The sequence below is a fragment of the Rheinheimera maricola genome (genome assembly GCF_016918075.2).
In the GTDB taxonomy this organism is placed as follows: Bacteria; Pseudomonadota; Gammaproteobacteria; order Enterobacterales; family Alteromonadaceae; genus Alishewanella; species Alishewanella maricola_A.
In genome coordinates this window covers 1,121,220-1,133,951 of sequence record NZ_JAERPS020000001.1, presented here as the reverse complement: position 1 = coordinate 1,133,951, position 12,732 = coordinate 1,121,220, and the positions used below count along the sequence as shown (strand labels likewise).

Genomic DNA, 12,732 nt, shown 5'->3' with positions numbered 1-12,732 from the left:
ATTATTGGAGTTTACTATGAAAAAATTACTGTTAGCTGCGTCTGTAGCAGCGATGATGACTTTACCGGCGCAGGCGGCAGATTACGTAATAGATACTCAGGGCGCACACGCTTTTGTCCAGTTTAAAATAAGTCACTTGGGCTACAGCTGGTTGTACGGTCGCTTTAACACCTTTTCCGGTGATTTCAGCTATGACGCTGATAAACTGACCGACGCAAAAATTCAGCTGACCATTGATACCGCCAGTGTTGATTCTAACCACGCAGAGCGCGATAAACATTTACGCAGCGGCGATTTTTTAAATGTGAGCAAACACCCTAAAGCGACTTTTGTCAGCACTAAAATTGTGCCTAAGGCCGGCGAAACCTTCGATTTACACGGTAAGTTGACGTTAAACGGCGTGACTAAAGAAGTGGTGATCGCAGCAGAGAAACTGGGTGAAGGTAAAGATCCATGGGGTGGTTACCGTGCTGGTTTTGCTGGTACAACAACATTATCGTTGAAAGACTTTGACATTAAAATGGATCTGGGACCTGCGTCCTCCACTGTTCAGTTAGATTTAACGGTAGAGGGTATTCGCAAGTAAGCGTCAATAAACTGAATTAGCAGGGGATCAATCGATGTCCTGCTGACTCGCTACTGAAGGTTCTTGCTTCGGTGCTGCTGTAGTTTCTGGTTTTGGTTTTAGTGCGCTTAATAGACTTAGCAGAATAAGATTAAACTCCTCCTCTTCAACCTGAACATTGGTCAAACTGCTGACCAATAATGACGCTTCAAAATTATCACCAGTGCGATACATTAATTGTGCTAAGCGTAATTTTGCCCACGGCAGGGTTTTATTTTCACTGTCCTGATAAAACTCGACATACTGCTGTAGCGCCTTTATGCCAAGGCTGGCATCTTGGTCTGCAATAACAGCAAGGCGGCCAATGTGATACAGAGCATTGTACTTTTCGGTTAAATCGCTAGCGTACTCTGCAGCAAGCGTGTAACTAACAAACGCAGCCGGATAGTTAGCCAGTTCATTTTCGAGCTGCGCCTTGCGCGATAGCAAACGAGCTGTTGGCGGCGTAGGCATCATTTTTTCCAGCAGAGCCAAGGCTTCTGTCGGCTTTTTTTCATTCAATAAAATTCGGCTTTGTGCTAACAACGCTTGGGCGGGGTTATCTTGGGCTAATTGTTGCGCCATTTCCTGCGCCAATTCTTTATCACCACCGCCAGCAGCGGGAGCAATACTATAGAAATCGATCAATGCCTGGCGTGCGGCAAAGTGGTCTGGTTTAATGCTAACGGCCTGTTTTAGTAACGCGATACCACGTGCAGCACGATCTTTTGCTGCAAATACGTTGCCACTGCTGGCTAAACGTATTTTGCTTAACCCTGCCAGATAATTCAGCTCGCTATTTGCTGGGAATTGCTCAACGGCATAATTTAGCAGTGTATTGGCATCTTCTAGCCGTTGTTGACTAATCAGTGCCTTGGCATAGATTACTAACAGAGCATCATGCTGTTTATAGTCAGGTTGTTGCACGAGTTGGTGCTCGAGCTCAGTAAACTGCGATTTTGCCAACAACTGTTCGTAATGGCTTATATCTGCCGGGGCCAAACTGGAGGCAATCAGAAACAGTAGGGCTTTCATGAATATATTCCTTCAGTGATTGGCGTTAGGGCATAACCATATTTGAACGAAGCACAGATATTATCATTGGCGTTAAGGGATCTCGATGATGATATCTGACAATGATACGCTGCAGCAGGGTAAAAATTCTCCGGCACGCACAAATGCCAGGGGTTCATTGGTATAGCTGATGTTACCGCTGAGCAATTTACAGCGACAGGCTCCACAATAACCCTCCCGACAATGATAGTTTACTTGTAACTTATGCTGCTCCAGCGTGTCCAGTATACAGCGTTGGTTACCATCGACATTGATGGTAACACCGCCATGAATGGTTATACTGAGCATTGCTTAAAGATCGAAATCGCCGAAGTCGCCACCATCAACTTCATTGTCAATTTGGCCAACCAGATAAGAGCTGATTTCAGCTTCCTGCGGGGCTACCTGTACGTTGTCTGATACCAACCAGGTATTGATCCACGGAATAGGGTTTTGCGTGGTAGAGAAAATGGCTTTCATGCCAATAGCCTGCATCCGGCTGTTGGTAATGTATTCTACATACTGGCAAAGGATATCTTTGTTCAGGCCGATCATTGAGCCGTCTTTAAATAAATATTCTGCCCAGTCTTTTTCCTGCTCAGCGGCTTTACGGAAAATGGCGTACGCTTCTTCTTCACATTCTTTGGCAATCTTCGCCATGTCCGGGTCGTCATCACCGGCGGCCATAATGTTCAGCATATGCTGGGTGCCGGTTAAATGTAGCGCTTCATCGCGGGCGATCAGACGGATAATTTTGGCGTTGCCTTCCATCAATTCGCGTTCAGCAAAGGCAAAGCTACAGGCAAAGCTAACGTAAAAGCGGATTGCTTCCAGCACGTTTACCGACATAACACACAAATATAAGCGGCGTTTTAACTCGTACAGGCTGATGCTGTGACTTTGGCCATTAATAGTATGTGTGCCTTCACCACAGCGCTGATACAGGTTTATGCCGTCGATTAGAGCATCATAGTAGCGGGTAACATCGTCAGCACGTTCTAAAATACGTTCATTGAGCATAATGTCGTCGAACACTTTATGTGGCTCAGCACTGATATTACGCACAATATGGGTATAGCTGCGGCTGTGAATGGTTTCGCTAAAAGCCCAGGTTTCAATCCAGGTTTCCAGTTCCGGCAACGACACTATCGGTAAAAAGGCCACATTGGGCGAGCGTCCCTGTACCGAGTCCAGCAACGTTTGGTACTTAAGGTTGCTGATAAAAATATGCTTTTCGTGTTCCGGCAGGTTTTGGTAGTCAATCCGATCTTTACTGACATCGACTTCTTCCGGCCGCCAGAAAAAGCTCAGTTGTTTTTCGATCAGTTTTTCAAAAATGCCATATTTTTGCTGATCATAGCGTGAAACGTTCACCGGATTTCCGAAGAACATCGGCTCTTTCATCTGATCATTTATTTGTCGGTTAAAGGTTGTGTACGCCATTGCCACTTATCGTCCTAACAGGGATTTATTACAAAGTACGGGCCACATTAGTAGCCCGTTTAGTTAACTATTAAATTTTACAGGCGCCGCCGGCACAGCCGTCGTCTTCCGCTTCGGGCTTGATGTCTTCCTGAACATCTGAAGCGCCGTCACGGGTATTGTGGTAGTACATGGTTTTTACCCCCAATTTGTATGCTGACAGTAAATCCTGCAACAATAACTTCATTGGTACTTTACCGCCGTCAAACTTGTTCGGATCATAATTGGTGTTAGCCGAAATGGTCTGGTCGATAAATTTCTGCATAATGGCCACCAGCGCGATATAACCGCTGTTGTTCGGAATATCCCATAACAGCTCATACTGGTTTTTCAGCCGCTCATATTCCGGCACTACCTGTTTTAAAATACCGTCTTTACTGGCTTTAACACTGATATGGCCGCGCGGTGGTTCAATACCGTTAGTGGCATTAGAAATTTGCGACGAAGTTTCAGACGGCATTAATGCCGATAACGTTGAGTTACGCAAACCATGGCTGAGAATCTCTTTACGCAGTTGTTCCCAATCCAGCATCAGCGGCTCGCTACACACTTTATCCAGGTCTTTCTTATAGCTGTCTATCGGCAGTATGCCCTGAGCATAAGTGGTTTCGTTAAACTTAGGACAAGCGCCGAATTCCTGTGCCAGCTTGTTTGATGCCTTCAGCAGATAATACTGAATCGCTTCAAAAGTACGGTGCGTCAAACCGTTGGCTGAACCGTCAGAGTATTTCACACCGTTTTTTGCCAGATAGTAGGCATAGTTAATGACACCAACACCCAGGGTGCGACGGCTGATAGAGGCATGAAACGCGGCCGGAATAGGGTAGTCCTGGTAATCCAGCAAACTGTCCAGTGAGCGTACGGCCAATTCAGCCAGCGGCTCTAACTCGCTTAAATCTTCAATCGCGCCTAAGTTAAACGCTGACAGCGTACAGAGCGCAATTTCACCTTCAGGATCGTTTACATCGTTCATCGGCTTGGTTGGCAAGGCGATTTCCAGACACAGGTTGCTCTGGCGTACCGGGGCTAACTTCGGATTAAACGGGCTGTGGGTATTACAGTGATCGACGTTTTGCAGATAAATACGGCCGGTACTGGCGCGCTCCTGCATAAACAGGGTAAACAGCTCTAGAGCTTTTAAGCGCTTCTTGCGGATAGACGTATCGGCTTCATACTTAACATACAACTGTTCGAACTTTTCCTGATCTTCAAAGAATGCATCATATAAGCCGGGTACATCAGATGGGCTGAACAGTGTTATGTAGTCATCTTTAATCAGCCGGGTGTACATCAGGCGGTTAAACTGCACGCCGTAGTCTAAATGGCGTACGCGGTTTTCTTCCACGCCACGGTTATTTTTCAGTACCAGCAAAGACTCCACTTCCAAATGCCACAACGGGTAAAACAGTGTAGCCGCGCCGCCGCGCACACCGCCTTGCGAACAGCTTTTAACTGCTGTTTGAAAATGCTTATAAAACGGAATACAGCCGGTGTGAAACGCTTCGCCGTTGCGAATAGGGCTACCCAGCGCACGAATACGGCCGGCGTTAATGCCGATACCGGCACGTTGGCTAACGTATTTTACAATGGCACTGGAGGTAGCATTGATTGAATCCAGGCTGTCGCCGCACTCAATCAACACACAAGAGCTGAACTGGCGGGTAGGGGTACGCACGCCGGACATAATCGGTGTCGGCAGTGACAGTTTAAACAACGAGCAAGCGTCGTAAAAACGGCGCACGTAATCTAACCGCGTGGCTTTAGGATAGTTAGCAAACAAACAGGCGGCTACCAACATATACAGGAACTGGGCGCTCTCGTATATTTCGCCGCTTACGCGGTTTTGCACCAGATATTTGCCTTCCAGCTGTTTAACGGCAGCGTAGCTGAAGTTTAAATCGCGGCTATGGTCGATAAAGCTGTTCATCTGCTCCAGCTCGTCACGGCTGTAATCGGCTAAAATGTGCTGATCGTAGCGCTTAGCTTCAACCATCTTCACCACCTGATCGTACAGGTGCGGTGGTTCAAATTGGCCATAGGCTTTTTTGCGTAAATGGAACACCGCTAGCCGGGCAGCAAGGTACTGATAATCTGGCGTGTCTTTCGAAATTAAATCTGCTGCGGCTTTAATAATGGTCTCGTGAATGTCTTCACTTTTTATACCATCATAAAACTGAATATGTGATTTCAGCTCAACCTGAGATACCGACACATTAGATAAGCCTTCGGCGGCCCAGGTAATAACGCGGTGAATTTTATCCAGATCCAAAGGTTCACGGCGGCCATCACGTTTAGTGACGAAAAGAGATTGAGTCATCGCGGCAGATTTCCGTTTCAGTTATATATTGTTATCGTCAGCCATGTAGCGCACGGCCATTTTAGCGGCAGCTATTGTTGCTTAATTACACAACATATAGATGCTTTTAAGAAAGTGATCACAAGATAGAGTGGATCCGGCTTTTTTGCAAGGAGGTAATTCATTAGAATTTAACGACTGAATTAGCGGTTAGTAGCTGCTAACCGCGGCAGTAGTGTGGTGGTGAAAGCCTGCCTTAAGCAAGCTTTTTTTCCGGTTAAATTTATTTGTTCTATCAATATTTTTTTAATAGCCGACAGCTATTTAAATGCTGCTAATTTAACCACTGTTGACATTTAAGCTGGCTTGCGTGCTACCACAATGTAATTAACATCGACGCCCGGGCCGATTTTAAAGCTCTGCTGTAGCGGGTTATAGTGCAGGCCTGTTGCGTCAACCAGGTCTAAACCGGCTTGCTCAATAAACCGCATCAGCTCTGAGGGGCGAATAAATTTATCAAATTCATGTGTGCCTTTGGGAACCAGCTTTAGCACCTGCTCGGCGCCGACAATAGCCAGCAACCAGGCTTTACGCGTGCGGTTTAAGGTAGAAAAGAACAAGGTGGCGCCGGGTTTGGCTAAGTCGGCACAGGCTTGCACGACGGACATAGGTTGCGGAACATGTTCCAGCATCTCCATGCAGGTAACCACATCAAACTGTGACGCATGGCTTTGCGCATAGTGTTCGGCGGTTGCTTGTTGATAATTAACCTCTACACCGGCTTCCAATGCGTGCAGCTTCGCTACACTAAGCGAGTCTTCGGCCATATCCAGCCCGGTAACGTTGGCGCCGCTGCGTGCCATACTTTCAGCCAAAATACCGCCGCCACAACCGATATCAATAACTGTTTTGCCGAACAAGCCCTGCAGTTCGTCGCTAATGTAACTTAACCGCACTGGATTAAGTAAATGCAGTGGCTTAAATTCGCCGCTTGGGTCCCACCAGCGCGAGGCAATATCGTTAAACTTGGCAATTTCGCCGGCATCAACATTCATATCTGCAGTCATATAGCATGCTCGTTAGTTTTTGCGCATTATAAAGCCTTGATCCATTTGGGCAATGCCGAAGCTTACTTTGCGTTGCATTTGGGGCATGGCAAGCGGGATTTTCTGTGTTAGAATCCTGCGTTGTCTCGCGCTTTATAACATCGACAAAAGCGAGTTATCTATCTGATTTTAAGGGAAATTAGCGTTTTATGACAGATCTGGCCAGAGAAATAGTTCCTATTAATATCGAAGACGAATTAAAAAATTCGTATCTCGATTACGCAATGAGCGTCATTGTTGGCCGCGCCTTACCGGACGTAAGGGATGGTTTGAAGCCAGTACACCGCCGCGTGCTGTTCGCGATGAAGGAACTGGGCAATGACTGGAACAAAGCCTATAAAAAATCTGCCCGTGTAGTAGGTGACGTTATCGGTAAATATCACCCACATGGTGATAGCGCGGTATACGACACTATCGTGCGGATGGCGCAACCATTTTCACTGCGTTATATGCTGGTAGACGGCCAGGGTAACTTCGGTTCAATTGATGGCGACTCTGCAGCCGCTATGCGTTATACAGAAGTTAGAATGGCGCGCATTGCTCACGAGTTGCTGGCCGATTTAGACAAAGAAACCGTCGACTTTGTGCCTAACTACGACGGCACTGAACAAATACCTGCAGTAATGCCAACCAAGCTACCTAATTTGCTGATTAACGGCTCAAGCGGTATCGCTGTTGGTATGGCAACCAATATTCCGCCGCATAACTTAACTGAAGTTATCGATGGCTGCTTAGCGTTAATTGCTAACCCGGATATAGAGCTACACGAGCTGATGCAGTATATCCCTGGCCCGGATTTCCCAACTGCCGCTATTATAAATGGTCGCAAAGGTATTGAAGAAGCCTACCGTACCGGCCGGGGCAAGGTGTATATCCGCGCCCAAACTTCGGTAGAAACTGACGAAAAAACCGGCCGTGAAGCCATTATCGTCAACGAAATTCCGTATCAGGTTAACAAAGCCCGTTTAATTGAAAAAATTGCCGAGTTGGTAAAAGAAAAACGCATCGAAGGGATTTCGGCGCTGCGCGACGAGTCTGATAAAGACGGTATGCGTATTGTTATTGAGCTTAAACGCGGTGAGTCTACCGATGTAATGTTGAATCAATTGTATACCAATACCCAAATGCAAACGGTGTTCGGTATCAATATGGTGGCGTTGGATCAAGGCCAGCCTAAGCTGCTTAGCTTAATTGAAATGCTGAAATGCTTTGTGCTGCACCGGCGTGAAGTGGTTACCCGTCGTACCGTGTATGACTTACGTAAAGCCCGTGACCGTGCGCATATCCTCGAAGGTTTAGCCATAGCGCTGGCCAACATAGATGAAATCATTGAGCTGATTAAACACTCAGCCAGCCCGGCAGAAGCCAAAGCCGGCTTAGTGGCCCGCGGTTGGCTGTTAGGCGACGTTAGTGGCATGCTTGAACGTGCTGGTAAAGATGCAGCGCGGCCGGAGTGGCTGGAAGAGCATTTTGGTATTCGTGATGGCATGTATTTCCTCACTGAACAACAAGCTCAGGCGATTTTGGATTTACGCTTGCATAAGCTAACCGGGCTTGAACATGAGAAAATTCTTGATGAATACAAGCAACTGTTAGAGCTGATTGCTGAGTTACTGCATATTTTGGGTAGCCCGGAGCGCTTGATGGAAGTTATTTGCGAAGAATTAGAAGCCATTAAAGCCCAGTATGCCGATGCACGGCGCACTGATATCCAGGACAATATGCTGGATATCAATATGGAAGACTTAATCACCGAAGAAGACGTGGTGGTAACCTTGTCGCACCTGGGCTACGCCAAGTATCAGCCATTGTCTGACTACGAGGCCCAGCGCCGTGGTGGTAAAGGTAAAGCGGCCACTACAGTAAAAGATGAAGACTTCGTTGATAAATTGCTGGTTGCCAGTACACACGACACCATTTTATGTTTCTCTAACCGTGGTCGTCTGTATTGGATGAAGGTATATCAGCTACCGCTGGCCAGCCGCACCGCGCGTGGCAAGCCAATTGTTAACTTACTACCGCTGGAAGAGGGCGAGCGTATTAATGCTATTCTGCCGGTACGTGAGTACGAAGCGGACAAATACGTATTTATGGCTACCGCTAACGGTACGGTGAAGAAAACCTCCTTGGTTGAATACTCGCGGCCGCGTTCAAACGGCATTATTGCCGTTAACCTGAACGACGGTGACCGCTTAATTGGTGTGGGTATTACCGACGGCAACAACGAAATTATGCTGTTCTCGGATGACGGTAAAGTAGTGCGCTTTACTGAAGATCAGGTGCGCGGCATGGGCCGCACGGCCACCGGTGTTCGCGGTATCAAACTGCGTGAAGGTGGCTCGGTAGTATCACTAATCATTCCAAACGGTGAAGGCCCTATACTTACCGTAACAGAAAATGGCTATGGTAAGCGAACCTCGTTAAGTGAATACCCGGCCAAGAGCCGTGCTACCCAGGGCGTGGTATCAATTAAGGTGTCTGAGCGCAACGGCCTGGTGGTAGGTGCGGTACAAGTGAACGAGTTGGATGAAATTATGATGATTTCCAACAAGGGCACTCTGGTTCGTACCCGCGTTAATGAAGTATCAGAAGTGGGCCGTAACACACAGGGCGTTATTCTTATCCGTACCGCGGATAACGAAAAAGTCGTTGGTGTGGCTAAAGTAGACGAAATTCAGGATGCGGAAGAGTTAGCCGCCGCTGAGGCAGAAAAGGCCACCAGCACGGTGTTGACGGATACTCAGTTAGCCCAGGATGAAGAAGAGTAACAACTGAACATAAAACGGGCGCTTATGCGCTCGTTTTGCTTTTTATCAACCCTGAATTAAAAAGATCGGCGTTAAGCCGGCAGCAGTAATACAACCAAGCCAGTTGAATTGAAATGTTAAATCAGGAGCTCGCAGTAAAAATGACCACTTTTAATTTTTGTGCCGGCCCGGCAATGTTGCCGGTAGAGGTAATGCAGCAGGCGCAACAGGAATTTATTAACTGGCAACAACATGGCTGTTCGGTAATGGAGATGAGCCATCGCAGCAAGCCATTTATTCGCGTTGCAGCGGAGGCTGAGCAGGACTTACGTGATTTACTCGATATACCAGCTAACTATAAAGTGCTGTTTATGCACGGTGGTGGCCGGGGACAGTTCTCCGCAGTGCCACTTAATTTATTAAAGCCAGGCCAGAGAGCTGATTATATTGTCTCTGGCGCCTGGTCTGAATCGGCAGTCGCAGAAGCGGTAAAATACGGCAATATTAAGTCACAGGATATCCGCCAAAAAAGCCCGGGCGGCATTCGTACTGTTGTAGCACCCAATGACTGGCAATTAACCGCTGGCGCAGCTTATGTACATTGCTGTCCGAACGAAACTGTAGACGGTGTTGAATTTACCGCTTTGCCGGATACTAACAGCCCAATCGTCGCCGATTTATCCTCGACTATTTTATCCAGACCAATTGATGTCAGCCGCTATGGCGTGATTTATGCCGGCGCACAAAAAAACATAGGCCCGTCTGGTTTAACCCTGGCCATAGTGCGTGAAGATTTATTGCCGGCAAAAGATGCACTTATTCCGTCAGTACTCGATTATCGTTTAGCTGCAGAAAACGACAGCATGTTTAATACGCCGCCAACCTTTGCCTGGTATCTGGCTGGGCTGGTATTTAAATGGTTAAAACAGCAAGGCGGCGTTACCGAAACAGCTACGCGTAACCAGAAAAAAGCTAACTTACTGTATGATTATATTGATAAAAGCGATTTTTACAGTAACGACGTTGATAAACAATACCGCTCGTGGATGAATGTGCCGTTTTTCTTGGGCGACGAGCGTTTAAACGATATGTTTGTCGACCAGGCTGAAGCGCATGGTTTGCTGGCTTTAAAGGGCCATCGTATGGTCGGCGGTATGCGGGCCAGTATTTACAACGCTATGCCAATAGAAGGCGTACAAACGCTGGTGAGTTTTATGCAGGAATTTGAGCGGGTAAACGGATGAAAACCTTAACCTTAAACCCTATTGCTAAAGTCGCCGGTGAAGTGCATTTGCCGGGCTCAAAAAGTATTTCTAATCGTGTATTGCTGTTGGCAGCACTAGCTGAAGGTACCACCTACATCACCAACTTGCTTGATAGCGACGATATTAAGCATATGCTCAATGCGTTAACAGCGCTGGGTATCAATTATAAATTGTCTGCTTGTCGCACTCAGTGCCAGGTACAGGGTATTGGCGGTTTATTTAACCATCCGCAGCCATTGACCCTGTTTCTCGGCAATGCTGGTACCGCAATGCGCCCACTTACTGCGGCACTGGCGGCGTCCACCGTCGATGTTACGCTAACCGGCGAGCCACGTATGTACGAGCGGCCTATTGGCCATTTAGTTGATGCGTTGCGCCAATGGCAGGCAGATATTCGCTATACCGGTAGCGAAGATTTTCCGCCGTTGCACATTAAAGGCTGCGCGCTGCAGGGCGGCAACGTGCAAATTGACGGCAGTATTTCCAGTCAGTTTTTAACCGCTGTATTAATGGTAGCACCGCTATTAGCTGGTAATAGCGAAATAGACATTGTTGGCGAGCTGGTATCCAAACCCTATATAGATATTACCCTGGCATTAATGCAGCGTTTTGGTGTTACTGTACAAAACCATGATTACAAGCGTTTCAGTATCAAGGGTAATCAGCTTTACCGCTCGCCCGGCCATTGGCTGGTTGAAGGTGATGCCTCATCGGCATCCTACTTTTTAGCCGCAGCTGCCATTAAAGGTGGCAGTATAAAAGTCACCGGTATTGGCAAACATGCCGTACAGGGTGATATTCACTTTGCCGATGCGCTGGAGGCCATGGGCGCTGAGGTTGAATGGGGTGATGACTATATTATGGTTACCCGTAACCAGCTTAACGGTATAGACCGCGATTACAATGCTATTCCGGATGCCGCCATGACTATCGCCACCACAGCGCTATTTGCCAAAGGGCCTACAATTATACGTAATGTGTATAACTGGCGGGTAAAAGAAACCGATCGTTTGTCTGCTATGGCTACTGAGCTTCGAAAAGTGGGCGCTGAAGTAGAAGAAGGGCACGATTACATTAAAGTAACGCCGCCGGCTAAGCTTCAGCACGCTAGTATTGCGACCTACAACGATCACCGCATGGCGATGTGTTTTTCACTGGTGGCGCTTAGCAATACCGCCGTTACCATTGAAGATCCGGATTGTACGGCGAAGACCTTTCCACATTATTTCAGTTTATTTCAGCAACTGGCTTGTTAAATAACAAAAATCATCCAGACGCGTAGCCTTCCGGCTGCGCGTCTTTACTTGGTTTTATCTGAATTAAACACAGATATTGTTGCGAAAAGCTGTATAATACTGCGGTTTTGAAATTGGATTAACCAGTAGTTTTGAAGGGGGTAGGATGCCACACTCTGCAGCAGTAATTACCATAGATGGCCCTGGTGGTGCTGGTAAAGGTACAATTTGCCGCTTACTGGCGCAACGTCTAGGCTGGCAATTACTCGACAGTGGCGCTATTTACCGTGTACTCGCGTTGGCGGCTGTGCATCATAATATTGCCTGTGATGATGAAGAAGCACTGCAACCGTTAGCGGCTCATTTGGATGTACAGTTTAGCTGTGATGAACAAGGTAATGTGCGCATTACTTTGGAAGGCGAGAACGTATCACATACTATCCGTACTGAAGAAGTTGGTTCGTTAGCATCAAAAATTGCTTCTTTGCCACGGGTGCGTGAAGCGCTGTTGCGTCGGCAGCGGGCATTTGCTGAATCGCCTGGTTTAGTTGCAGATGGTCGCGATATGGGTACAGTTGTTTTCCCTCAGGCAGACGTTAAAATATTTTTAACAGCTACAGCGGAAGAGCGTGCCAGGCGGCGCTATTTAGAGTTGAAAGAAAAGGGCTTTGATGTTAACATCGGCGACCTTTTGAGCGAAATCCAAGCTAGAGATGAGCGTGATATAAACCGCGCCACAGCGCCGCTAAAGCCGGCTGCAGATGCTTATATGCTGGATTCGACCAATAAATCGATTGAACAAGTGTTGGAAGAGGTACTGAATTACGCGGGCATGAAACTGCCAGTTGTAATGTGAACCAGGCCAAAACCGCATTTTGGACAGCCTGTTAAATGGAATTAAACAGGTAAATTTAGCAACCCCATACGAACATGATGTTCTGTGG

At 47.2% G+C, this 12,732-nt stretch carries 10 protein-coding genes; 5 read left to right on the top strand and 5 right to left on the bottom strand.

The window, feature by feature from the left end; genetic code table 11:
* Window positions 1-16: 16 nt before the first annotated feature.
* Complete coding sequence (locus I4W93_RS05175; protein WP_205310454.1) at window positions 17-586, top strand: YceI family protein; 570 nt, start codon at window positions 17-19, stop codon at window positions 584-586.
* Between the two features lie 27 nt (window positions 587-613).
* On the opposite strand, the gene I4W93_RS05170 is transcribed toward I4W93_RS05175, so the two are convergent.
* The 5 genes from I4W93_RS05170 to ubiG all read right to left on the bottom strand — a co-directional run bounded on the left by I4W93_RS05170 (window position 614) and on the right by ubiG (window position 6,502).
* Window positions 614-1,639 carry a tetratricopeptide repeat protein gene (locus I4W93_RS05170; RefSeq protein WP_205310455.1) on the bottom strand — a complete coding sequence of 342 codons (1,026 nt, stop codon included), beginning with the start codon at window positions 1,637-1,639 and terminating at the stop codon, window positions 614-616.
* Window positions 1,640-1,711: 72 nt separating this feature from the next.
* A complete protein-coding gene (yfaE, locus tag I4W93_RS05165; protein ID WP_205310456.1) occupies window positions 1,712-1,966 on the bottom strand; it encodes a class I ribonucleotide reductase maintenance protein YfaE in 255 nt (84 codons plus the stop codon).
* A 3-nt stretch (window positions 1,967-1,969) separates the two neighbouring features.
* Entirely contained in the window at window positions 1,970-3,100 is a 1,131-nt protein-coding gene (gene nrdB / locus I4W93_RS05160) for a class Ia ribonucleoside-diphosphate reductase subunit beta (RefSeq protein WP_173500827.1), read from the bottom strand.
* Between the two features lie 70 nt (window positions 3,101-3,170).
* Complete coding sequence (gene nrdA / locus I4W93_RS05155; RefSeq protein WP_205310457.1) at window positions 3,171-5,456, bottom strand: class 1a ribonucleoside-diphosphate reductase subunit alpha; 2,286 nt, start codon at window positions 5,454-5,456, stop codon at window positions 3,171-3,173.
* 335 nt (window positions 5,457-5,791) lie between these two features.
* Window positions 5,792-6,502, bottom strand: coding sequence for a bifunctional 2-polyprenyl-6-hydroxyphenol methylase/3-demethylubiquinol 3-O-methyltransferase UbiG (gene ubiG, locus I4W93_RS05150; RefSeq protein WP_205310458.1), 711 nt, complete (start codon window positions 6,500-6,502; stop codon window positions 5,792-5,794).
* Window positions 6,503-6,690: 188 nt separating this feature from the next.
* On the opposite strand from ubiG, the gene gyrA reads away from it, so the two are divergent.
* The 4 genes from gyrA to cmk all read left to right on the top strand — a co-directional run bounded on the left by gyrA (window position 6,691) and on the right by cmk (window position 12,644).
* Complete coding sequence (gyrA, locus tag I4W93_RS05145; RefSeq protein ID WP_205310459.1) at window positions 6,691-9,309, top strand: DNA topoisomerase (ATP-hydrolyzing) subunit A; 2,619 nt, start codon at window positions 6,691-6,693, stop codon at window positions 9,307-9,309.
* 140 nt (window positions 9,310-9,449) lie between these two features.
* Entirely contained in the window at window positions 9,450-10,532 is a 1,083-nt protein-coding gene (gene serC, locus I4W93_RS05140) for a 3-phosphoserine/phosphohydroxythreonine transaminase (protein ID WP_205310460.1), read from the top strand.
* Complete coding sequence (gene aroA / locus I4W93_RS05135; protein ID WP_205310461.1) at window positions 10,529-11,809, top strand: 3-phosphoshikimate 1-carboxyvinyltransferase; 1,281 nt, start codon at window positions 10,529-10,531, stop codon at window positions 11,807-11,809. Before serC ends, aroA begins: the two co-directional genes overlap by 4 nt.
* Window positions 11,810-11,954: 145 nt before the next feature.
* On the top strand, window positions 11,955-12,644 hold the full coding sequence (gene cmk, locus I4W93_RS05130; RefSeq protein WP_205310462.1) for a (d)CMP kinase: 690 nt from the start codon (window positions 11,955-11,957) through the stop codon (window positions 12,642-12,644).
* The last annotated feature ends 88 nt before the right edge of the window (window positions 12,645-12,732 follow it).